Source organism: Bradyrhizobium sp., assembly GCF_022844465.1.
Lineage (GTDB): Bacteria > Pseudomonadota > Alphaproteobacteria > Rhizobiales > Xanthobacteraceae > Bradyrhizobium.
In genome coordinates this window covers 159,125-181,732 of the sequence record NZ_JALHLP010000006.1, presented here as the reverse complement: position 1 = coordinate 181,732, position 22,608 = coordinate 159,125, and the positions used below count along the sequence as shown (strand labels likewise).

Genomic DNA, 22,608 nt, shown 5'->3' with positions numbered 1-22,608 from the left:
AAGGGGCTCGCCGATGACGGCCAATCCGGTGTTGTGGGATATCGACGGGCGCGGCGTGGCGACGGTCACGTTGAACCGCCCGGAAGTGAACAACGCCTATGATGCCGGGCTGATCAACGGCGTGCTGGCGGCGATAGACGACCTCGGCAACAAGCCCAACCTTCGCATCGTCGTGCTGAAGGGCAACGGCAAGCATTTCCAGGCCGGCGCCGACCTGAAGTGGATCAATGGCGTGCGGCCGAAATCGGCCGGCGAGAACGAGGCGGTTTCGCGCGCCACCTTCGAGGCGGTGCAGCGGCTGAACACGCTGCCGATCCCGACGGTGGCGCTGGTGCAGGGCGGCTGTTTCGGCGGCGGCACCGGCGTGATCTCCGCCTGCGACGTTGTGATCGCCGCCGACAACGCGCTGTTCTCGATCACCGAGGTGCGCTGGGGGCTGACGGCCGCCATCATCATCCCGCAACTTTGCGACGCCATCGGCGTCCGCCAGGTGCGCCGCTATGCGCTGACCGGCGAGCGCTTTGGCGCCGCCGACGCGCGCCGGATCGGCCTCGTCCACGAGGTGGTGCCGCTGGCGGAACTGGAAGCCGCCGGCGCCCGCTTCGTGGAGCAGTTGCTCGCCAACGGCCCGGAGGCGCTCTCGGAAACCAAGGCGCTGGCGATGGAGAGCTCGTTCGGCGGCATGGGCGTCGATGATGACGCCTATGCGCGGCTGGTGCGGATGCATGCGAGCCGGCGGCAGACAAGCGAGGCGTCGGAGGGGCTGGCGTCGTTTGCGGAGAAGCGCGCGGCCAACTGGGGGAGGGGGAAGGGATAGATCACGCGGGCTGCGGATTGACCTGCCGGAGGCGCGGTTGCTACGTTGGCGGTGATACGGGCATTGCCGTCATTCCGGGATGGTCCGAAGGACCAGACCTCAGGTGCGCAATTGCGCACCGGGGAATCTCGAGATTCTCCGGTGCGCAATTGCGCACCGTAGTTCGATGCTTACGCATCGCCCCGGAATGACCATGCATTTTCATGCATTCCCGCGATCTTCCCGGAACAGGTCGAGCTTCTGCTGCACCGGGCGGTCGGAGAAGCTGAACAGCACCGCGTCGTCGTCGGCCTCGTGGGTGACCCATTGCCAGCTCGGCGCCACGAACAGGTCGCGCGCGCCCCACTCGAAGCTCTGCTCGCCGATCCGGGTGCGGCCCTTGCCTTCGACCACGGCGAACACGGTGGCGTCGGTGGCTCGGTAGCGGGCGGTCTTGAAGCCCTTCGGCAGCAGCTGGATGAAGGTGCCGATCGTCGGCATCGCGAAGTCGCCGGTTTCGGGGTTGGAGAATTTCAGTTTCAGCCCGTGGCAGGCATCCCACTCCTCGCGCATCCGGGCCCGCTCCAGCGCCTCGCGCGTGTGGCTGTAGGGATAGTTGAAGATCGGCGAAGTTCTTGATTTGCGCGTCGCGTCCACCGGCAGCAAATTGTGGCCGTAGCGCGCAAAGCTGTCGCCGGCGGGCCGGGTAATCTTCTGCTGGTCTTCGCTCGAGCCTTCGGCAAACGACGCATCGAAGAACTGCACCATCGGGATATCGAGCCCGTCGAGCCAGAACATCGGCTCCGAGGTTTCGTTGGAATGGTCGTGCCAGGTCATCGACGGCGTGATCACGAAGTCGCCGGGCTCCATCAGCGTGCGCTCACCGTCGACCGCGGTCGCCGCGCCCTTGCCTTCAAGCACGAAGCGCAGCGCCGACTGGCTGTGGCGGTGCGCCGGCGCGATATCGCCGGGAATCACCATCTGCACCCCGGCAAACAGCGACGTCGTGATCTTCGACTGGCCGCGCAGGCCCGGATTTTCCAGCACCAGCACCCGCCGCTCGGCTTCCTTTGCCGTGATCAGCCGGCCGGCCTCCGTCATGTAGTCGCGGATCGAATCGAACTTCCACAGATGCGGACGGCAGGCGCTCTTCGGCTCCGGCGTGATCAGGTCGCCCATCACGTTCCACAGCGCGGAGAGATTTTCGCCGTCGATCTTCCGGTAGAACGCCTCGCGCTCCGGGGTCTTCTGCACGGCTTCCATGGTCGGCCTCCGTCGTTCCTGCCTCGATTGACAGTATACTTACGATATGGCTAACGTCAATCGGCGACTGTCACGGAACAGGGGACTTGACGGGAGGTTTCCGATGAAGCTGCACGGCTATTTTCGCAGCGCCGCGGCCTATCGGGTCAGGATCGCGCTCAATCTCAAGCGGCTTTCGGCCGAGCACCTGCCGCATCATCTGCGCAAGGGCGAGCAGACCGCGCCTGACTATCTTGCGATCAACCCGCAAGGGCTGGTGCCGGCGCTGGAGGACGACACGGGCGCGGCGCTGACCCAGTCGCTCGCCATCATCGAATGGCTGGACGAGACCCATCCCGACCCGCCGCTCCTTCCCAGCGATCCGTTGCGCCGGGCCAAAGTGCGCGCCTTTGCGCTGGCGGTCGCCTGCGACATCCATCCGGTGCAGAACCTCAGGGTGCTGGCGCGGCTGCGCCAGCTCGGCCTGCCCGAGGACAAGGTGACGGAATGGGCGGCCTGGGCCAACCGGGAAGGCCTGGCGGCCTGCGAAATCCTGGTCGCCGGCGAGCCAGGGCCGTTCTGCTTCGGCGCGGCGCCGACGCTGGCGGATCTCTGCCTGGTGCCGCAGCTGGCAAACGCGCGGCGCTTCGGCGTCGACGTCTCGGCCTATCCGCGCCTGCTCACGGCCGAGGCCGCGGCTGCAAAGATGAAGGCGTTCGCCGACGCCGCGCCGGACAGGCAGCCCGATGCCGAGTAAGCCTCCAGCCATCACGATGGACGCGGTCTATGCCGCGCCGGGCTATCTGTTCCGGCGGATGCAGCAGATCGCGGTCGCCATCTTTGTCGAGGAGTGCCGCGCGTTCGACCTGACCCCGGTGCAATATGCGGCGCTGGTGGCGATCCATACCCACCCCGGCATCGACGCGACGCGGCTGTCGGCGGTGATCGCGTTCGACCGTTCCACGCTGGGCAACGTGATCCTGCGGCTGGAAAGCAAGGCACTGATCGAGCGCAAGCCCTCAAGCGAGGACAAGCGCGTCAAGCTGCTGCATCTGACCCGCTCCGGCGCGGCGGTGCTGCGCGACATCATGCCGTCGGTGGATCGCGCGCAGGCGCGGATGCTGCAGCCGCTGAAGCCGGCCGACCGCAAGGCGCTGCTGGCGCTGCTGACGCAGCTGGTCGACCTCAACAACGAGGCTTCGCGGGTGCCGCTGCGCGCCGAGGACGCGCTCGAACATCTGGGAAGGTCCGGCTGATGATCGCGCGCCCGGTCCTGATCGCAGGCGGCGGCATCGGCGGGCTCGCAGCGGCGCTCGGGCTGGCGCAAAAAGGCATCCGGTCGGTCGTGCTGGAAAAGGCCGCGGCGCTGGGCGAGATCGGCGCCGGCATCCAGCTCGGCCCCAATGCGTTCCACGCCTTCGATCATCTTGGCGTCGGCGCGGCGGCGCGCGGCATGGCGGTCTATATCGACCAGCTCCGGCTGATGGATGCGCTGACGGCCGAGGAGATCACCCATGTCGACCTCGGCGAGCCGTTTCGCGCCCGCTTCGGCAACCCCTATGCGGTGGTGCATCGCGGCGACCTGCATGGCGTCTTCCTGCGCGCCTGCCAGAACCATGAACTGATCGAGCTGCGCGTCAGCAGCGAGGTGGCCGGCTACGACCAGGACGGCTCGTCGGTGACCGCCAGGTTGGCGAACGGCGAGCGCGTCACCGGAGCGCTGCTGATCGGCGCCGACGGATTATGGTCGAACGTCCGCAAGCAGGTGGTCGCGGACGGACCGCCGCGCGTCTCCGGGCACACGACCTATCGTTCGGTGATTCCGACCGAGCAGATGCCGGAAGATCTGCGCTGGAACGCGGCCACGCTGTGGGCCGGGCCGAAATGCCATATCGTGCATTATCCGCTGTCGGGCTGGAAGGTGTTCAACCTCGTCGTCACCTATCACAATGACGCGCCAGAGCCGGTCGCGGGCCAGCCGGTGTCCGACGCGGAAGTCATGCAGGGCTTTGGGCATGTGCATGAGCGGGCGCGGGAGATCATCCGCCACGGCCGGAACTGGCGGCTGTGGGTGCTGTGCGACCGCGATCCGGTCGAGCGCTGGGTCGACGGCCGCGTTGCGCTGCTCGGCGACGCCGCGCATCCGATGCTGCAGTACTTCGCACAAGGCGCCTGCCAGGCGATGGAGGACGCGGTCTGCCTGTCGCACCTGCTGGCGCAGCATGACGACCACGCCGTCGCGCTCGAAGCCTACCGCGCGCAGCGCTTCCCGCGCACCGCGCGCGTGCAGCTGCTGTCCCGCGCGATCGGCGAGCACGTCTATCATCCCGCCGGCGAACATGCCCGCCTCCGCAACGCGATCATGAGCGCGAAGACGTCGGAGCAATGGTACGGCGACCTGGCGTGGCTCTATGGCGGGACGGGCCTGGCGGGGTAGAATGCCGTCATTGCGAGGAGCGAAGCGACGAAGCAATCCATCTATCCCCGGGCGGGAAGATGGATTGCTTCGCTTCGCTCGCAATGACGAGGCCCTTACATCTTCAGCAGCGCCTGCCGGTCGATCTTGCCCGTCCCGGTTTTCGGCAGCTCCCCGACGAAGGCGATCTCGCGGGGGTATTTGTAGGGCAGCAGCTTTGTCTTGACGTAGTCCTGCAGCGTCCGCGTGGCGTCGGCGGCGTCGAACCCGTCCTTGTTCATCACCACCACCGCCTTCAGCGTCATCCGCCGGTCGGGCAGCTCGGCAGCGAACACGGCGCATTCCCTGATATCGGGGTGCTCGGCCAGGCACAATTCGACTTCGAGCGGGTAGACCCATTGGCCTGAAATCTTGATCAGGTCGTCGGCGCGGCCGCGAAAGAAGTGGAAGCCGTCGCTGTCGCGTAGGAAGCGGTCGCCGGTGTAGATCCAGCCGCCATCCCGGATCGTCTCCGCCGACTTGTCCGGCCGGTTCCAGTACAGCGGCGTATTGGAATCGCCGCGCACCCACAAGACGCCTTCCTCACCGTCTTGGACGTCGCGGCCGTCGGTGTCCCGGAGCCGGATTTCATAGCCGGGAACGCGCAAGCCGGCTGCGCCGGGTTTCTTGTGCCCGGGCCGGTTGGAGAGGTAGATGTGCAGGACTTCGGTGGAGCCCAGCCCTTCCACGATTTCGATTCCCGTCAGCGCCTTCCAGCCGTTGAAGACCTCCGCCGAAAGCACCTCGGCGGCCGACAGCGCCATCCGCAGCGACGAGAAGTCCGTCGCCGACGCGCCCTCGGCTTTGGTCAGCGAGGTGTAGAGTGTCGGCAAGCCGAAGAACACGGTAGGGCGATAGGTTTCGATCGCCTCGAAGATCGCCGCCGGTTTCGGCTGGCCGGGCAGCAGCAGCGACGCCGCGCCGACCGAAAACGGAAAGGTGACGGCGTTGCCGAAGCCGTAGGCGAAGAAAATCTTCGGCACCGAGAAGCAGATGTCGTCAGGGCCAAGCTTGAGCACGTGGCGCGCAAACGCCTGCTCGCTATAAGCCATGTCGTGCTGCAGATGCACGATGCCCTTGGGGCGGCCGGTGGAGCCCGACGAATACATCCAGAACGCCATCTCGTCGCGCCCGGTGTCGGCTTCCGGCAAATCGGTGGCGAAACCTTGCAGCCATTGGCTGGCGATCAAGCCGTTAGGTACGGCGTGGTCGCCGGCGGCGCCATTGGTCACGACAAGGGTTTGCAGCAGCGTATCGGTGCAGGCCTGCGCATCAAAGCGCGCCACGAACTCGGCGTCGGTGACCGCCACGGCGGCGGCGGAATCGGCCAGGTAGAACTGCAGCAGGTCGGGCGGTGTCAGCGTGTTGATCAATAGCGGCACGAAGCCCGCGCGTACCGCGCCGAAGAACGCCGCCGGATAGGCCGGCGTGTCGTCGAGCAGCATCAGGATGCGGTCGCCGCGGCGCAGGCCGAGCGACCGGAAGCCATGGCCCCATTGCGAGGCTTCGGCGCAGAGTTGCGCGTAGCTGCGCTGGCCGCCGGGGCCGGTCAGCGCCAGCCGGTCGCCGCGCCCGTGCGCGAGATTGTCGTAAAGGATGCGGCCGGCATTATAGATCTCCGGGACCGCAAACCCGATCTCGCGCGCACCCGCGCTGTCTCTTGGGACCTGGTCGGTGATCTCCTGCGTCATGGCCGGCTTCCGATGCTCTTTTCGGCTTCGTAGCGCGCCATGAAGGCCGGTGACATCGCCCGCAGCCGCGCATCGTCGATTCGCCCCGACCGGGTGATGTAGCCATAGGCGAAATCCATCAGGTCGCGCTTCATGTGTTCGGGGAAATGCTCGTACCAGTCGGCGCTGGTGCGCGCCGCTTTCACCAGCTTCGCCACGATCGGCTTGCGCTCGGCCTGGTAGCGGGCCAGCGCCGCAGGAATGCCGGCCTCCGCCTCCAGCGCTCTCGCCAGCGCGATCGCATCCTCGATCGCCAGCCGCGTCCCGGAGCCGATCGAGAAATGCGCCGAGTGCAGCGCGTCGCCGATCAGCACCATGTTGCCATGCGACCAGTTCTCGTTCCAGACCCAGGGGAAGCTGCGCCATATCGAGTTGTTGGAGACCAGCGAATGACCGTCGAGGGTGGCGGCGAACACCTGCTCGCAGATCGCCTGCGATTGCTCGATCGTCTTGTCCGCAAAGCCGTAGGCCTGCCAGGTGGCGGCGTCGCATTCGACCAGGAACGTGCTCATGTCGGGCGAATAGCGGTAGTGGTGCGCGTTGAACGCGCCAAGGTCGGTCTTGACGAAGGTCTGCGACAGCGTGGCGAAAGACTTGCGGGTGCCATACCAGGCGAACTTGTTGGTGGCGTGCGAAACCGTGGTGCCGAACGCGCCCTCGAAGCTGCGGCGCACCAGCGAGTTCAGACCGTCGGCGGCGACGACGAGGTCGTATCCTTCGAGTTCGCTAATCCAGCGGATGGTTGTGCCGTATCGCGGCGCGACGCCTACGGCGCGCACGCGCTGCTGCAGGATGTTCAGCAACTCGAGCCGGCCGATCGACGAGAAGCCGACCCCGTCGATCTCGACGCTCTGCCCGCGCAAATTGACCGTGATGTTGTTCCAGCTTTCCATCTGCGGCGTGATCGCGTCCACCGTGTCGGGGTCGTCGGCGCGCAGGAATTCCAGCGCCTGGTCGGAGAACACCACGCCGAAGCCCCAGGTCGCGCCTTCGGGGTTCTGCTCGAACAGGTCGATCTGCGCGTCCGGATGGCGTCGCTTCCAGAGATAGGCGAAGTAGAGGCCGCCGGGGCCTGCGCCAATCACGGCGATACGCACGTCTGCCTCCTGATCGACAGTATACTGATTAACCGGGATCGCAGCCTAATCCCCGCCTGAATTCCGCGCTACTGAAAAATCATACGGCGTTCGGCAAAAACCCGGCGGCGGATGTTGCGCGCAGCCTGCGTCGCGGGGGACGCAGGCGCCCGCGCGGCTACACCCTCACCATTCGTTTGCCGCGGTTTTCTCCGGCGAGCAGGCCGATCAGCGCCCGCGGGGTGTTTTCGAGGCCGTCGATCACGTCCTCCTGCACCTTCAGCTTGCCCGAGGCGACCCAGGATTGCAGGTCGGCAAGCGCGGCGGCGCTCTGGTCCATGAAGTCCATCACGATGAAGCCCTGCATGATGAGGCGCTTGACGACGATCAGGCCGGGCACGCCGCGCGGACCATGGGCCGACGGCACGCCGTCATATTGCGAGATCGCGCCGCAACAGGCGATGCGCCCGCGATTGTTCATCTGCGACAGACAGGCTTCGAGGATGTCGCCGCCGACATTGTCGAAATAGACGTCGATGCCTTTGGGGGCTGCCGCGCGCAGCGCCTTGAACGTCGCGCCGTCCTTGTAGTCCACCGCGGCATCGAAACCGAGTTCGCTGGTCAGCCAATGGCATTTGTCCTTGCCGCCGGCGATGCCGACGACATGGCATCCCTTGATCCTGGCAATCTGGCCGACGATCGATCCGACCGAGCCGGCCGCGGCTGACACCACCACCGTTTCACCCTCTTTTGGCTTGCCGATTTGCAGCAGGCCGAAATAGGCGGTGAGGCCGGCGATCCCGTACACGCTGAGCAGATGGGTCATCGGCTTCAGCTTTGGCATCCTGGTGAGATGCTTGCCCGCTACGGCGGCGTAGTCCTGCCAGCCGGTGTCGCCGAACACGATATCGCCCGGCGCAAATCCCGGCGCCCTGGAGGAGATGACTTCGGCGATGCCGCCACCGGCCATCACGGTGTTGGCCTCGACGGCGGCGCGATAGGTCGCGCCATGCATCCATGCCCGGTTGGCGGCGTCGAGCGAGATGTAACGGGTTCGCACCACGACCTCGCCATCCTTCGTTTCGGGCATGGTGCCGTTGACCATCCTGAAATGCTCAGGCCCGAGCTTTCCAGTTGGTTTCTCGACCAGCAGGATCTGACGATTGACGGTGTCGCCCATGGTGTTTGCTCCCCTGAAGCGGTGTCGTGTTCTGGCGCTTGCGGACGCATGCACGGCGGATGCGCGGCTTTCCCTTTAATTGTGCGCCTCGTTCAAAGAAAATCCAAATCCCGCGAATTCAGGCCGACCTGATGCAGAAATTTATTGCCGGATCGGCATCAGGATCAGCAAGTAAATTGCGCCGAATCAGCATTAACGAAGCCTTTTTCTCGTCATGCATTCGGAGTTCGTGGCTGTGCTGTAGATCATGTTGACTATGTCAGCCCCGTGCGCAAATGAAGCGTCAAATCATCCATGATTTCGCGGGTTTTCGTCCATTCGCGATCGTGAATCCCAAGACATTCGATATCAGGACGTCAGGAAAACGAAACCGCATGAGCGCGTTCTATCGAGAGAAAGTTCTTTCCGTCCGGCACTGGACCGATACGCTTTTCAGCTTCACCGCCACCCGCGATTCCGGCTTCCGGTTTCAGAACGGACAGTTCGCGATGATCGGCCTCGAGGTCGAGGGCCGGCCGCTCCTGCGCGCCTACAGCATGGCAAGCGCCAATCACGAGGAAGAGCTCGAATTCTTCTCCATCAAGGTTGCCGACGGACCGCTGTCCTCGAAGCTGCAGAAAATACGCGAAGGCGACGAGATTCTGGTTGGCCGCAAGGCGACCGGCACGCTGGTCGCCGACAATCTGATTCCGGGCGATCGGCTGTTGCTGTTGTCGACCGGCACCGGCCTCGCGCCGTTCGCGAGCCTGATCAAGGACCCCGATGTCTATGAGCGGTTCGAGACCATCGTGCTGATGCATGGCTGCCGGCAGGTTTCCGAGCTCGCATATGGCGAGGAACTCGTCGCCAGGCTGCGCGATGACGAGCTGTTCGGGCCGCTGTTGTCGGAGAAGCTGATCTACTACCCGACCGTGACCCGCGAGCCGTTCCGCAACCGCGGCCGCATCACCGATCTGATCACTTCGGAGCAGCTGTTCAACGACATCCGCCAGTCGCCGCTCGACATCGCGAGCGATCGCGTCATGATGTGCGGAAGCCCGGCCATGCTGGAAGAACTGCGCGAGATGTTCGAGGCCCGCGGCTTTGTCGAGGGAAGCCACAATACGCCGGGTCATTTCGTCATCGAGAAGGCGTTCGTCGAGCGCTGAGGCGCGAGCCTGCTGCGAGGCGGGTGAGCGCCGACCAGCCAGTGACTTCAAAGAACTCCGCAGCGGTCGCGCCGCCGTGCCGGCAGCACGGGACGGTTGCACCGCACTGCAAAAAACGCCGGCGATCGAGCCGGCGACGGTCCGCTGGGCGACCGAACCCATTTGCGAATCCCCGTCGCTTCCGTGAGTATCAATCCGTATATCGCAGCGCCGCTCGCTGGACTAGGCTGGTCCCGCCGCGACAAATCGGTTTGAGGGGATTCATGGAAACGCTGCTGCTTCCGTTCTCGCCACGTTTCATCGTGCTGACGATCTGCGCCGTCATCACTGCATTGCTGGTCGGCATCGGGATCTTCGACAATAACCTGAAGGTCTGGGAGATACTGCTGCTTCCGATCGTGATCTTCGGCGCCCTGACATTGCTGGGCATCCGCGACCTCCTGCAGAAGAACCACGCGGTTTTGCGCAACTATCCGATCTCGGCGCATATCCGGTTCCTGCTCGAGGAGATCAGGCCGGAGATGCGGCAGTACTTCTTCGAGAGCGAGAAGGACGGCATGCCGTTCTCCCGCGACACCCGCGCCCTGGTCTATCAGCGCGCCAAGATGGTGCTCGACAAGCGGCCGTTCGGCACCCAGGAAGACGTCTATCGCGAGGGTTACGAATGGATGCATCATTCGGTGGCGCCGAGGGCGCGCAGCGGTGCGGAATTCCGCGTCACGATCGGCGGTCCGGATTGCGCCAAGCCGTATTCGGCGTCGGTCTTCAACATCTCGGCGATGAGTTTTGGTGCGCTCAGCCCGAGCGCCGTGCGCGCGCTCAATGCCGGGGCGAAGAAGGGCGGCTTTGCGCATGACACCGGCGAAGGCGGCGTCAGCCCCTATCATCGCGAGAATGGCGGCGACATCATCTGGGAGATCGGCTCCGGCTATTTCGGTTGCCGCAACCGGGACGGCACGTTCAACCCGGCGGAGTTCGCGCGGGTCGCGGCCGACGACCAGATCAAGATGGTCGAGCTCAAGGTCAGCCAGGGGGCCAAGCCGGGCCATGGCGGCGTGCTTCCGGCCGCGAAGGTGTCCGAGGAGATTTCCAGGATCCGCGGCGTCGCCATGGGCGAGGATTGCATTTCGCCGGCCACCCACCGCGCGTTTTCGACGCCGCTGGAAATGATGGCCTTCATCGGCGAGATGCGCCGGCTCTCCGGCGGCAAGCCCACGGGATTCAAGCTCTGCATCGGCCATCCCTGGGAGTTCCTGGCGATCTGCAAGGCGATGCTGCAGACCGGGATCTATCCTGATTTCATCGTCATCGACGGTAATGAGGGCGGCACTGGCGCCGCGCCGCTGGAATTCATGGACCATCTGGGCATGCCGATGCGCGAGGGCGTTGATTTCGTCCACAATGCCTTGATCGGCATCAATGCCCGCGACCGCATCAAGATCGGCGCCGCCGGCAAGATAGCGACCGCCTTCGACATGGCGCGAGCCATGGCGATCGGCGCCGACTGGTGCAATTCGGCGCGCGGATTCATGTTCGCGCTCGGCTGCATCCAGTCGTTGAGCTGTCATACCGATCGCTGCCCGACCGGCGTGACCACGCAGGATCCGACCCGCGCCCGCGCGCTGGTGGTGCCGCTCAAGACTGAGCGGGTCTACAATTACCATCATGCCACCCTGCACGCGCTGTCAGAGCTCCTCGCCGCCGCCGGCCTCGACCACCCGCAGCAATTGCGCACGATCCACTTCTCGAAGCGGACGTCGAGCACCGAGGTATTGTCGTTCGCGAAGCTCTATCCGTCGCTGCGTCCGGGTGAGTTGATCGAGGGCACCGGCGATCCGCGCTTCCGCGACGCCTGGGCGATGGCGCGGGCGGATTCGTTCCAGCCGGCCGCGTGAGGTCGCGCGAGCGCCTTTTCGCTGGAAGATGCTCTAGAATTCGCCGTGGAAGCGGCCGGAAAAGACGTGGACCGGGCCCCGGTCGGCGTTGTAGGCGGGGTTGGTGATCAGCTGGTAGTCCGCTGTGAGCGTCAGATGTCTGGAAAGCGCGTAGGCGTAATAGGTTTCCAGGATGCGCTCCTTGCGGTAGTTGAGCCGGCCGTCGCCGATCAAGGGGCCCAGTCCGCCCGCGGCGATGAAATCCCGATGATCGCGCGACAGGGCGTTGATCGCGCCGCCGAGCCCGATGACGTCGTCGGGGCGGCCCCACCGGGCGCCCTTGATCGAGGCGCCGAGCGACAGTGACGCGTCGATATCGGTAAACGACATGATCTCGGTCTTGCCGTTGTTCCAGCTCCAGCGGCCGAACAGGCCGATATCATCGGTCAGCGCCTGCTCGAGATTGACCACGTAGCCGTATTTGATCCGGCCCCTTCGGGTCAGGGAGATATCGAGATTGAGCGCCGGGTTGTCCAGGGTCTCGCGATAGCTTCCCGAATTGGCGTTGCTGAACCAGGCGATGGTGCGCAGCTTGCCCGGTCGGGAAAGCAGCGAATAGCGCGTCTCCAGCTCGGCCACATACTGGCCGCGGCGAAACGCCAGCGTGTCGAAATTGTTCGAGTTCGATTCCGCGCCGATCAGGAAATAGCCGCCGCGCAGCGCCCATTGCTTCGCGTTGAGTTCGGCGGTCATGCCGTAGGTCAGCCCGAGCTTGTCGGCGGCGTAATCGAATGCGCCGGGCGCCCAGATCGACCAGTTGATGAAATCCTTTCGGGTATCCTTGGCATAGGCATTGCCGTCGAAGACGTCGCCGACCGAGAATTTCCCGGCCTGCAGCGTCAGCCTGTTGACGTCGACCTTGTTCGCGAGCTGTTGCTGGGCGCTGGCAAGCTGCTCCTGCTCGCCGCCAAGCCCGAAAGTCTGGCGCACGAACAGCCGCGAGGTGTTGTAATGCGGGTAGGGGAAGTTCGACTTCTGCGCCTCGCCGCTTGTGAATCCGGCGATGCCCACGGTGTCGCTCAAGCCGAACCCCTGCAGCAGTTCGGGGTTGTAGTAGATCTCACCACCTTCCCAGAGTCGGGCGTTCAGATAAAGGCTGTTGCTCCAGGTGGCCTGCGCCTGTCGCGCTGGCGTCAGGCTGTTGGGGCCGGTATAGGGCGCGCGGAACGCCGGATAGCCCTGGCCCAGATAGGTGGTCTGGCCATGAATTTCCCAGCGGTCGGATTCAGGATCGGTCAGGTCGCTCGTCGGTGTCCCGTTTTTCGATCCCGGCCAGTCGACCTTGCGATTGAGGCCGAGGCGCAGGGACTGGAAGTCGAGCGTCGAACTGAATTGCGTTCCTGATGGAAACCGGACGTCGGCTTTTCCGAACCGGGCGTGGAGATATTCGAGCCGCACGCTCCAGTGCGGCGCGAAGGCGTATTCCAGCCCGGCGCCGGCTGCCCAGCCCGTTCGTATGCCGATGTGCTTTTCCTCGACGTCGACGGCGGCGGGGGTATTCAGGAAGCGTTCGCCGGCCCAGGCGAATCCCCCGGTGGCGTAAGCAAGCCACCGCCCGCTGGCATAGCCGACCCGCCCGCGTGCGGTGCCGACATAGTCCCATCGCTCCTCGGCGGTCGAGCGCGCGGTCGCAAAACCGGAGACGACATGATTGGTCGGCAGATAGTTCGGAAAGGAAAGATCAGCTTCGACGCCGAACAGGACTCCCGAGGACAGGCGATGATTGTATCCGGCCTGCACGCCGCCGATCACGCCGCTGACGATACTGTTGGTGGTGCTGATGGCGGGGTCGGCAAGGGTCGCGCGGGACGAGCCGCGGTGGTAGCCGGCATGCCCGCCGATGTAGAAACCACTCCAGTCGAACGCCGGATGAAGCCGGGTCGCCTTGAGCGGGAGATCAACCGCCGCGGCCGGGCCGCCGGGCGCCAGGACGCCAAGCGCCACGCCTGCCAACGCATGTGCCAGAGATCGGTGGTTCATCGTGCGGAAGTTTCCAGTACGAAGCAACTTTAGCCTTATTGCGAATAATTCGCAAGTAGGTGACGTGTGCCGTGGCGCCGGAAAAAACAAAAAAAGACCCGCCCAAGGTGCGGCACGGGGTGATGCGGCGTCCCGATTCCGGTTCGAAAACCTGACGTCGGCGCAGGAATCCAAGGAATATGTATATAATGCAGCTACTTAGATGACGTCCTCGGCGCCGTTAACAGCCGCTTGACGTCGAACTTGTGGACATCAGCAAGCAGTTCGCAGAACGCGCGCGCGCCGTGATCGAGCAGTTTCTCGCCGTTTTCCGCGGACGCTTTTGTCGCGTCGCCGACAGCGCCGCTGGGATGCAGATCCTGCGCCTGCCAGGCGAACGGCGCGGGCCGATGCGCGGAGAGCCAGCGAAACTCCTTTTCCATCGCAATGCTGGCGGAACGAAAATCGGCGATCGCTTCCCTGCGCACCGTGTGCGGATAGCGCGCCAGCATGATCGAGGTTTCGACGGCGCCGCCATGGATACCGTGACGCAACTCCTCGGCGGAGAACAACCCATCCGGCACGCCAAAGCGCGACCAGCTTGCGGTCACCACGAGCAGCCCGTGATGCGCGCGCAAATCCTGTGCGACCAGCGACATCGCCGCGCTGTTGCCGCCATGGCTGGTCACCATCACGAGCTTGCGGATCCCCGATTGCGCCACGCTCTCGCCAATCGCCATCCACTCCCGAAGCGCAACGTCGGTCGGCAGCGTCAGGGTGCCGGGATAGTCGATATGCTCGGTGGAAATGCCGACCGGCTGCAGCGGCAGGAAGGTGGCGGGGATATTGGGGGGCAGCAGTTCGCGCACCTTCGCCAGATAGGCCGCGCCGATCAGGACGTCGGTTTCTAGCGGCAGATGCGGGCCATGCTGCTCGGTGGCCGCCAGCGGCAGCACCGCAATCCAGCGCGCGGGCGTGGCGCCGGTGATGTCGGCCCATTGGATATCGGTCCAGTCGCGGGGCGGAACAGGTGAGGCCATCGAGCGAAGCGTTTCTTTCGATGAATTTGCAGGGTAGTTTGTCAGCCGTTCCGGGAATCGATTCAACCCCCGGAGGCGCGGCCAGCGTCCATTACCTCCCATCATGGGCCAGAACGATTGACGGAGTCCAATATGAACCCGGCTTTCTTGCCGCGAGCGTTAGCCGCCGGTCTCTTGGCGTTGGCGGCGTTGCCCCCGGGCGCGCGGGCCCAGACGCTCGACAAGATATCGTTCGGAACCAACTGGGTCGCACAGGCCGAGCACGGCGGCTTCTTCCAGGCGGTCGCCGACGGCACCTATCGGAAATACGGCCTCGACGTCACCATCGTGCCGGGTGGGCCCAACGCCAACAACCGCATGCTGCTGATCGCCGGCAAGCTCGACTTCTTCATGAGCGCCAACACCCTGCAATCGTTCGACGCCGCCGCCAACAAGGTGCCGCTGGTCGCCGTCGCCGCCATCTTCCAGAAGGATCCGCAGGTTTTCCTGACCCATCCTGAAGCCAAGATCACCAAGCTCGAGGATCTCAAGCCGCTGACGCTGTTCGTCTCCAAGGAAGGGGTCGCGAGCTATTTCCAGTGGCTGAAATCCGAATACGGTTTCAGCGAGAGCAAGGTCAAGCCCTACACCTTCAATTCCCAGCCCTTCATCGTCAACAAGCAGAGCGCGATGCAGGGTTACGTCACTTCCGAGCCCTACGCCGTGCAGAAGGCGGCGGGTTTCAAGCCCGGCGTGATCCTGCTGGCCGATCATGGGTTCAACGCCTATTCGACGCTGATCGAAACCCGCCGGGACGTCGCGGAGAACAAGCCCGATTTTGTCCAGCGCTTCGTCGATGCCTCCGTCATCGGCTGGTACAGCTACCTCTACGGCGACAATTCGGCGGGCAACGCCATGATCAAGAAGTTCAACCCGGAAATGACCGATGAACTGCTCGCCTACTCCGTCGGCAAGATGAAGGAGTACGGCATCGTCGATTCCGGCGACACGGTGCGCGATGGCATCGGCGCGATGAGCGACGCGCGGGTGGCGAGCTTCTTCGACAAGATGGTGCGGGCCGGCGTGGTCCGCCGCGATATCGACTACCGCCAGGCGTACACGCTTCGCTTCACCAACAAAGGCGTCGGTCTCGACCGCCGGCCGAAGAACTGATCGGGCATGGCCGGGCCTGCATCATCCAGCGGGGATCGACGCGCCGAGGCTTTGGCCGTCCAGCTGCGCGGCGCCACCAAGGTCTATGACAACGGCGTGGCCGCGCTCGGGCCGCTCGATCTCGACGTCGCCAGGGGCGAGTTCGTGTCCCTGCTCGGCCCATCCGGCTGCGGCAAATCGACCGCGCTGCGGCTGATCGCGGGGCTCGGCGCGCCGAGTTCAGGCACCGTCAACGTCTCCCGCCATGCCAGCGAAGCGGAGGGACGGCGTTCGATCGGCTTTGTGTTTCAGGAACCCACGCTGATGCCGTGGGCGAGCGTGCGCGACAATGTCCGGCTGCCGCTGAAGCTTGCAGATTTGCCCGCGGCCGAGGCGGGCCGGCAGGTCGGCGACGCGCTGGCGCAGGTCGGTCTTTCCGAATTCGCCGATGCGTTTCCGCGCGAACTGTCCGGCGGCATGAAGATGCGGGTCTCGCTGGCGCGGGCGCTGGTCACCGACCCCGATATCCTGCTGATGGACGAGCCGTTTGCGGCGCTCGACGAGATCACCCGGTTCCGCCTCAACAACGACCTGCTGGCGCTGTGGCGCACGCTGAACAAGACCGTCATCTTCGTCACCCATTCGGTGTTCGAATCGGTCTATCTGTCGCAACGGGTGATCGTGATGACGGCGCGACCGGGGCGCATCAGCCGCGAATTCCGCATCACCACGTCAGAGCCGCGTGGCGAGGCGTTTCGCACCTCCGCGGAATACGCCGCCCATTGCCGCGAGGTCTCCGCCGCGCTGACGCCGTCCTATTCCGGGCAACCCGCCGCATGAACGCCTTCCAGAATGTCGGCCGCTGGCTGCTTCCCGTCGCCGTGCTCGCGGCGGGCCTGGCGCTGTGGGAGTTCGCGGTGCGCGTCAACGACATCCCACCTTACGTGCTGCCGAGCCCGTTGGCCGTGTTGCAGACGCTCGCCAGCGACTGGCCGGTGCTGTCGGAATCCCTGGGCGTCACCCTGCTCACCACGCTGCAGGGCTTCATCGCCGCGGCCGTCGGCGGCGTCGCGCTGGCGCTGATGTTCAACCAGTCCAGATGGCTGGAATATTCGTTGTTTCCCTATGCGGTGATCCTGCAGGTCACGCCGGTGATCGCGATCGCGCCGCTGTTGCTGATCTATCTGCCGCAGCAGGTCGCGGTGATCGTCTGCGCCTGGATCGTCGCTTTCTTTCCGGTCTTGTCCAACACTACGCTCGGGCTGAATTCGGTCGATCGCAATCTTTCCGGCCTGTTCCAGCTCTATGGCGCGTCGCGGCTGCAGACGCTGCGGTACCTGAAATTGCCGGCCGCGCTGCCCTATATCCTGGGTGGACTGCGGATCGCGGGCGGCCTGGCATTGATCGGGGCGGTGGTCGCCGAAATCGCCGCGGGCGCCGCCGGGGCCGGTTCCGGGCTCGCCTTTCGCATCGCCGAGTCAGGCTATCGGCTCAACATTCCCCGCATGTTCGCGGCGCTGTTGCTGCTGTCCGTCGCCGGGATTGTCATCCATGGGCTGCTGGCGCTAGTTTCGCATCTGGTACTACGGCGCTGGCACGAAAGCGCGCTTGGAAGGGAAAATTGATGGCTGCAGCGAATGCTTCGTCCGAGAAGGTCGATCTCCTGGTCTATGGGCCGATCCGGCCGATCATCGCGAACGGTTTCTCGGACCGGTTCGTCCTGCATATGGCGGAAGGCCGCGCCGACCTCGAGCGCCTGACGCCCGACGTGCTGGCGAAAACCCGCGGCATGGCGGTGACCTATCACACGGTGCCGGCCGACAGGAAGGCGCTGGCGCACTTTCCGAAGCTCGAAATCGTCGCGAGCTTTGGCGTCGGCTACGACCACGTCGATTCCGCCTATGCGCGCGAGCACGGTATCGTCGTCACCAACACGCCGGACGTACTGACCGAGGAGGTCGCCGACGTCGCGATGGGCCTCCTGATCGCGACCTTACGCGAATTCGTCAAGGCCGACCGCTTCCTGCGCTCGGGCATGTGGCAGACACAAAACTATCCGCTGAGCGCGGGCTCGCTGCGCGACCGCAAGATCGGGATCGTCGGCATGGGCCGGATCGGGCAGGCGATCGGACGCCGGCTGGAGGCGTCCCGCGTTCCCGTGTCCTACCATTCGCGCAACCCGTCGCCGGCCGTAAAGTACCAGCACTATGGCAACCTGATGGAGATGGCCGAGGCGGTGGACACACTTGTCGTCATCGTGCCGGGCGGCGCCGCCACCGCGAAGATGATCAACGCCGACGTCTTGAAGGCGCTCGGACCGCGCGGCGTGCTGATCAATGTGGCGCGCGGCTCGGTGGTCGACGAGCCGGCGCTGGTGGCGGCGCTGCAGTCCGGCACCATTCTCGCGGCCGGGCTCGACGTGTTCGCCAATGAGCCGAACGTGCCGGATGAACTGAAGGCCATGCAGAATGTCGTGCTGTTGCCACATATCGGCTCGGCTTCGGTGGTAACGCGCAACGCCATGGACCAGCTCGTCGTCGCCAATCTGAAAAACTGGTTTGCCGGCAAGGCGCCCTTGACGCCGGTGCCGGAGACCCCGGTGAAGGGGCGCTGATGCCGGCTGGACGCTTGAGCACAGCGGCGCTGGCGCTGCTTGCATGTGCGTCGCCTGCGCCGGCGGCGCAGGATGCCGCGACCCTTAAAAAGGAAATGGTCGGGCAGTGGGAGCTGTCGACCACCGAGCGCAGCAAGACCTGCGTCGTGACGCTGAAGCCGGACACCACCCCGCAAGGGCTCAGGCTCGAGCTCGAGCCAGGCTGCGCGGCGGCGCTGCCGTTCACAAAGGATATCATGGCCTGGAACGTCAAGGGGCTGGACATCGTGCGGCTGCAGGACGCGGCCGGGCAGCCGGTGATCGACTTCACCGAAGTCGAAAGCGGGATTTTCGAGGGCTTGCGGACCGGCGAGGGCGTCTACATCCTGCAGAACCTCGCCGCCGCCCGCTCGCTCGCCAAGTCGATGGACCAGATGATCGGCGACTGGTCGATGGTTCGCGGCAATGGCCGGCCGATCTGCGGCCTGACGCTGACCAACACCGAGGCGACAGGCGATAATTTCCAGGTGTTCCTGAAGCCGAAATGCGATCCCGCGGTCGCCGCCTTCGCGCCCACGCAATGGCGGCTTGAGCGCGGGCAGATCATCCTGATGTCGGATGCCGGCCAGTCCTGGCAATTCGAGGCCGACGACAACGCGCAATGGCGGCGGGTGCCCGACAGCGCCGATCCCCTGATCATGGTCCGGGGACAGTAAGTAGGGTTGCCGGAAGGTGCGACGCGTCTAGATCAGCCGCATCCCCTTCAGGCTAGCATGCCCGTTCTTGCCGACGATGATGTGGTCGTGCACGGAAATGCCGAGCGGGGTGGCGATGTCGACGATCGCCTTGGTCATCTGGATATCGGCCTGCGAGGGCGTCGGATCGCCGGAGGGATGGTTGTGGAGGAGAAAACCCTGCGAGCTACCAGACTGATCTCTCAATATAATTCGGTCTCAATAAAACGATAGGGGACGTGCACTGGGGGCGGTAAGTGGTGACTGTTCGTGATCATTCCAGTTGGTCATACACTGTCCCGCTAGATAATTTTTCGGCACGGAAAATCATTTCCGAGAGTCCGATTTGGACTCGATAGCGGACATTTTCTGCCATGAGCTGCATGTCCGAAAAGTGCCAATTTCGGAAGTCGGAGGTTGCGGTGGGTTTTAGCGGTAAACCACCGCACCCGCTTTTAAAGAGACAGCCCTATCTGTTCTAAGGCTTCGAAACTTTCAGGCGAATTAGACAGGCGCTCAACACTTCCTTCTCTCCCCCTCCGAGGCGATAAGCAGTTACCGCGTATTCGCTGTCGAATAGCTCGTTGACGATAATATCGTCCCCGACGATGTTGGGCCTCGATATTCCTTGAGCGTTCGTCGTTACCGTCCAGGAAACACCTCCAGATGCCGCAATCACTAAATGCCATCCAGAATTGAGAAGTTGAAAACTCGAATATTGCACGCAGAGCGTAATGGACGTACCGTTGGCGGCCCTATCAGGAACGAAGAGCTTCGACGTGATGGGATTGGGTGCTCCTGAATGAAGCCAGGCGACATCATCTTCTGCAAACCGGAGAGCCGGACCGGCTACAGTGTTGTGGGCCTTCAATGGCTCAAGCTCGCGCCAGGCGTCTGGTCGCACGCGGCCGTCTGCATTCATGGGCCTTTGGTGATCGAGGCATTCAAACCCGCTGGGATCAAGCTAAACATATGGAGCGAGGCAGCGCTGTGCTCGAAGCACTATACTGCATTCCGTTTGAAAGAACCTGTCGATCCGCTTGCGCTACGAACGGCGTCCCGCTTTTTTCTCGACCAATCCTACCGGTTACGTGCGCCCGAAACCGGGAACAGCTACTGCTCCTTTCTTGTGCAACAGATATATAAGCAGCTAAACGTCCCGCCCTTCTCGCAAATCACAAAACCGCTCTCCCCCAATGAGCTCTACCGCGTACTGAAACGTACACCCAACTGGCAGCGCGTCCATGTCCCCGCGCACTCGTACGAAGACGCAAATGTACTTGCGCAGCTCGGGGGTCGCGTGGTGATTGAGCGCGAACTATCGGGCCTATGTCGACTAATCCACGATGGCATATTGCGCGAAGTGCAGATGGCCGAAGAGGCGAGGTCGATGGCCGCGCTGGTGCATGAAGTCGAAAGTGGCTGGGACGCCTTTGATCGCCTTCTTGCCGCTGATTGGTTTCCGGACACCAAGAAGCGCGAGATTCTTGAATCTTATTTCGCCTCCAACGCGCCGCCGGCGGAACCGAACTTCTTGGCCTACCGGACGTATTCGTGCGAGTCTCCGGAGCGCGAAACGGCGAAGGTTGTTTCAATAAATGCGGCCATCCGAACGAACTGGCGGCACGAAGCATTCGATGCGGCCCAGATGTCCACCTTCGCGATAGGCCGATCTCGGCAGAAATTCGAACACTTTCTTGAGGTCGATGCAAAGCTGGATGAACTGCTGTTTGGCTTATTGAGGACAGCCATTACTTTCGGCGCCGTAACTAAGCCGGATTCCATTACCGCCGACGAGTTTGAGTACCGGAAGAAGGCACTGATGGCGTTGTTCGTCAGTGACCTCCACGCCCGCGGAGCCAAGTCGAATGCAATCTTGTCCGAAATCATTCAGGAGCTCAGCGGAGATCTGCAGTGGGCTAAGGCTTCGCCCGTTGACGCGAAATTAGTGCCGTACCTGGAACATCGCGTTGCGCTTCTCTCCCTCTCCCAGACATTTCTGTCCATGAAGAACGTCGACTTGTCTGATGAGTTCTGGACTGAACTCGGGGTCGCTGTCATGGCTAAAGGACGCGCGCAGCAGGCGGCAGTCGCCCCTGGCGAGCAAGCGTAGCACGACAGACGCGTCTTGTGTTTTCGGCCAACTGCTTCGGCGATGCTTGAGGTCCGCTGCGCACGTCTGATGCGTACGCTGTCGAAGCGCGGCTGTTTGGTTCGCGAGAAACCTTGGACGTGCCGCATTTGCAGCAAGAATCTAAAGTGACGTCTAGGGGTTCGCGTCGATCAGCTTCCGAATATAGGCGATTGGCGTATCGGTCGCCGCCCTTTCCGGAGTGGAAAGTCCTGCGGTCTTCAGAGGTTGGGCGACGTTCGAGATGAAGTCCATGCAGTCGTGGCCGTTGAGAGAGTAGCGCTCGACGGAAGCTGCGACGGCATCGGGAATCCCCAAAGCGCTGAGCGTCGGGCGGGCGGCGTCGAGAGCTCGCTGGTAGATTTCGCGATCAACCTTAAGCGTCAGGCAGGCCTGTTTCAGGTGCGTGTAGCGTTCTTCTTCCTGCTGGCCGGCCACGGAGCCGCCGCTGAAATAGGTGAACACGGCAGCCGCCAAACCCGTAGTGGGCGCGACCGTGTGCCCGATCGCGCGGAAACTGCGACTGCCGCCAGCCGCCTGGTAGCTGAAGGCAATAAATGCATGGCCAGGGAAGCCGAAGGCGTTGGGGCTTGGACGGGCGCAGACGCTGATCTCCGTGAGCCCTGCAGCATCGGTTCGTTTGCGAAGGTCCTTCTCATGTGCGCCGGCAGGCTGCTCGAAGCCAACAAGAAGCAGGCAGGCAAATAAGATGAACCTGGAGCACGAGAGTTTGCGCATAGGACATTCTCGGTACCAGGGGCGACGTGCCAATACGCACCTGATCGCAGAATCACGCAGCCGGCTTTCCCGCCATCACGTAGGTGAACTCAGGGGGCTTCCCACCTCTAATAGGATCAAAGCCATTCTTGTTGATCGTCACCGATGTCACGGATTTGTCTTTGAATAAGGGGCAGATTGGAGCGGTGAGATTTACGGTGTCTCCGTCCGCAATCTTGTCCGCGTCTGGAACAGTATCAGTGTTGAAATAGGCTGTAATAAGCTTCGCCTCCTGCTGAACGATACAAGTCGCGCTGATGTTCCAGGCCTTCCCAGTTGGGGTAGTATTCGGGTTGATCTTAACTGAGGCGGTCTTCTCCTTGCCGTCCTGGCCAGAGAGAATCTTTATGAAAAGCATAGTAGCCGCCGGGTCGGTTGTTATTCCGGCTACTACGCCGGTCGTTACAACTGCCGATTTTACGTTCCGTTTGTCGGCATCCGAAAGAAGTGCGTATCCAGGGACGCGATTGAGTTCGTCGTCGAGTACTTCTGCTGGCGACCTGACGCGGACCCGGCCTCTGCCATCGACATCGATGGGCCCGACGCGTAGCCCTCCGCCGGGCGGTCCTATTTGCACAGGTGAGGATCTCACCACCTGGTCGACAACACTTTGTGCGTACGCGGGGACAGTAGATATCGTCGCAGCGATGCCAAGTACGTATGCCGGAAAATACGGGCCCAT

The 22,608-nt window shown here is 63.5% G+C and carries 20 protein-coding genes and 1 pseudogene; 12 read left to right on the top strand and 9 right to left on the bottom strand.

What is annotated here, in order from left to right:
* Positions 1–13: 13 nt before the first annotated feature.
* A complete protein-coding gene (locus tag Q0D31_RS13305; RefSeq protein WP_291851273.1) occupies positions 14–817 on the top strand; it encodes an enoyl-CoA hydratase-related protein in 804 nt (267 codons plus the stop codon).
* Between the two features lie 201 nt (positions 818–1,018).
* Here Q0D31_RS13305 and gtdA read toward each other — a convergent pair whose 3' ends face one another.
* Positions 1,019–2,059 carry a gentisate 1,2-dioxygenase gene (gene gtdA / locus Q0D31_RS13300; RefSeq protein ID WP_291851270.1) on the bottom strand — a complete coding sequence of 347 codons (1,041 nt, stop codon included), beginning with the start codon at positions 2,057–2,059 and terminating at the stop codon, positions 1,019–1,021.
* Positions 2,060–2,162: 103 nt separating this feature from the next.
* Between gtdA and maiA the strand changes: the two genes are divergently transcribed.
* Genes maiA through Q0D31_RS13285 form a run of 3 tightly spaced genes read left to right on the top strand, consistent with a single transcriptional unit; the run spans position 2,163 to position 4,475 of the window.
* The gene (gene maiA, locus Q0D31_RS13295) at positions 2,163–2,795 is read left to right on the top strand and encodes a maleylacetoacetate isomerase (RefSeq protein ID WP_291851267.1); all 633 of its coding nucleotides are present in this window, start codon (positions 2,163–2,165) and stop codon (positions 2,793–2,795) included.
* The gene (locus Q0D31_RS13290; protein WP_291851264.1) at positions 2,785–3,294 is read left to right on the top strand and encodes a MarR family transcriptional regulator; all 510 of its coding nucleotides are present in this window, start codon (positions 2,785–2,787) and stop codon (positions 3,292–3,294) included. The genes maiA and Q0D31_RS13290 overlap by 11 nt, the downstream gene beginning before the upstream one ends.
* The gene (locus tag Q0D31_RS13285; protein ID WP_291851261.1) at positions 3,294–4,475 is read left to right on the top strand and encodes a 3-hydroxybenzoate 6-monooxygenase; all 1,182 of its coding nucleotides are present in this window, start codon (positions 3,294–3,296) and stop codon (positions 4,473–4,475) included. Before Q0D31_RS13290 ends, Q0D31_RS13285 begins: the two co-directional genes overlap by 1 nt.
* A 95-nt stretch (positions 4,476–4,570) precedes the next feature.
* Here the strand turns inward: Q0D31_RS13285 and Q0D31_RS13280 are convergent, their stop codons facing one another.
* The 3 genes from Q0D31_RS13280 to Q0D31_RS13270 form a co-directional block, all read right to left on the bottom strand.
* Positions 4,571–6,184 carry a benzoate-CoA ligase family protein gene (locus Q0D31_RS13280; protein ID WP_291851258.1) on the bottom strand — a complete coding sequence of 538 codons (1,614 nt, stop codon included), beginning with the start codon at positions 6,182–6,184 and terminating at the stop codon, positions 4,571–4,573.
* Positions 6,181–7,320: an FAD-dependent monooxygenase gene (locus Q0D31_RS13275; protein ID WP_291851255.1), complete on the bottom strand. Its 1,140-nt coding sequence runs from the start codon at positions 7,318–7,320 to the stop codon at positions 6,181–6,183. The genes Q0D31_RS13280 and Q0D31_RS13275 overlap by 4 nt, the downstream gene beginning before the upstream one ends.
* 157 nt (positions 7,321–7,477) lie before the next feature.
* Positions 7,478–8,479, bottom strand: coding sequence for an NADP-dependent oxidoreductase (locus Q0D31_RS13270; RefSeq protein WP_291851252.1), 1,002 nt, complete (start codon positions 8,477–8,479; stop codon positions 7,478–7,480).
* A gap of 374 nt (positions 8,480–8,853) precedes the next feature.
* Between Q0D31_RS13270 and Q0D31_RS13265 the strand changes: the two genes are divergently transcribed.
* Positions 8,854–9,627 (top strand): ferredoxin--NADP reductase, encoded by a 774-nt coding sequence (locus tag Q0D31_RS13265; protein ID WP_291851249.1) that lies wholly within the window; start codon positions 8,854–8,856, stop codon positions 9,625–9,627.
* Positions 9,628–9,890: 263 nt separating this feature from the next.
* On the top strand, positions 9,891–11,522 hold the full coding sequence (locus Q0D31_RS13260) for an FMN-binding glutamate synthase family protein (RefSeq protein ID WP_291851246.1): 1,632 nt from the start codon (positions 9,891–9,893) through the stop codon (positions 11,520–11,522).
* A 33-nt stretch (positions 11,523–11,555) separates the two neighbouring features.
* Here the strand turns inward: Q0D31_RS13260 and Q0D31_RS13255 are convergent, their stop codons facing one another.
* The gene (locus tag Q0D31_RS13255) at positions 11,556–13,541 is read right to left on the bottom strand and encodes a carbohydrate porin (protein WP_291851243.1); all 1,986 of its coding nucleotides are present in this window, start codon (positions 13,539–13,541) and stop codon (positions 11,556–11,558) included.
* A gap of 194 nt (positions 13,542–13,735) precedes the next feature.
* Positions 13,736–14,560, bottom strand: a complete 825-nt coding sequence (locus Q0D31_RS13250; RefSeq protein ID WP_291851240.1) for a creatininase family protein — start codon at positions 14,558–14,560, stop codon at positions 13,736–13,738.
* Positions 14,561–14,692: 132 nt separating this feature from the next.
* Here Q0D31_RS13250 and Q0D31_RS13245 point away from each other — a divergent pair, with 132 nt between their 5' ends.
* Genes Q0D31_RS13245 through Q0D31_RS13225 form a run of 5 tightly spaced genes read left to right on the top strand, consistent with a single transcriptional unit; the run spans position 14,693 to position 19,000 of the window.
* Positions 14,693–15,712 carry an ABC transporter substrate-binding protein gene (locus Q0D31_RS13245; protein WP_291851237.1) on the top strand — a complete coding sequence of 340 codons (1,020 nt, stop codon included), beginning with the start codon at positions 14,693–14,695 and terminating at the stop codon, positions 15,710–15,712.
* 6 nt (positions 15,713–15,718) lie between these two features.
* Entirely contained in the window at positions 15,719–16,531 is an 813-nt protein-coding gene (locus Q0D31_RS13240) for an ABC transporter ATP-binding protein (protein WP_291851234.1), read from the top strand.
* The gene (locus Q0D31_RS13235) at positions 16,528–17,316 is read left to right on the top strand and encodes an ABC transporter permease (protein ID WP_291851231.1); all 789 of its coding nucleotides are present in this window, start codon (positions 16,528–16,530) and stop codon (positions 17,314–17,316) included. Before Q0D31_RS13240 ends, Q0D31_RS13235 begins: the two co-directional genes overlap by 4 nt.
* Positions 17,316–18,305: a 2-hydroxyacid dehydrogenase gene (locus tag Q0D31_RS13230; RefSeq protein ID WP_291851228.1), complete on the top strand. Its 990-nt coding sequence runs from the start codon at positions 17,316–17,318 to the stop codon at positions 18,303–18,305. Before Q0D31_RS13235 ends, Q0D31_RS13230 begins: the two co-directional genes overlap by 1 nt.
* Entirely contained in the window at positions 18,305–19,000 is a 696-nt protein-coding gene (locus Q0D31_RS13225) for an AprI/Inh family metalloprotease inhibitor (RefSeq protein ID WP_291851225.1), read from the top strand. The genes Q0D31_RS13230 and Q0D31_RS13225 overlap by 1 nt, the downstream gene beginning before the upstream one ends.
* A gap of 27 nt (positions 19,001–19,027) precedes the next feature.
* On the opposite strand, the pseudogene Q0D31_RS13220 reads toward Q0D31_RS13225, so the two are convergent.
* Positions 19,028–19,192: pseudogene (locus Q0D31_RS13220) on the bottom strand (JAB domain-containing protein); the annotation flags it as partial.
* A 628-nt stretch (positions 19,193–19,820) separates the two neighbouring features.
* Here Q0D31_RS13220 and Q0D31_RS13215 point away from each other — a divergent pair.
* A complete protein-coding gene (locus Q0D31_RS13215) occupies positions 19,821–21,131 on the top strand; it encodes a hypothetical protein (protein ID WP_291851222.1) in 1,311 nt (436 codons plus the stop codon).
* A gap of 153 nt (positions 21,132–21,284) precedes the next feature.
* Here the strand turns inward: Q0D31_RS13215 and Q0D31_RS13210 are convergent, their stop codons facing one another.
* Both Q0D31_RS13210 and Q0D31_RS13205 read right to left on the bottom strand, forming a co-directional pair.
* Positions 21,285–21,887 (bottom strand): hypothetical protein, encoded by a 603-nt coding sequence (locus Q0D31_RS13210; RefSeq protein ID WP_291851219.1) that lies wholly within the window; start codon positions 21,885–21,887, stop codon positions 21,285–21,287.
* A gap of 52 nt (positions 21,888–21,939) precedes the next feature.
* Positions 21,940–22,608, bottom strand: coding sequence for a hypothetical protein (locus Q0D31_RS13205; RefSeq protein WP_291851216.1), 669 nt, complete (start codon positions 22,606–22,608; stop codon positions 21,940–21,942).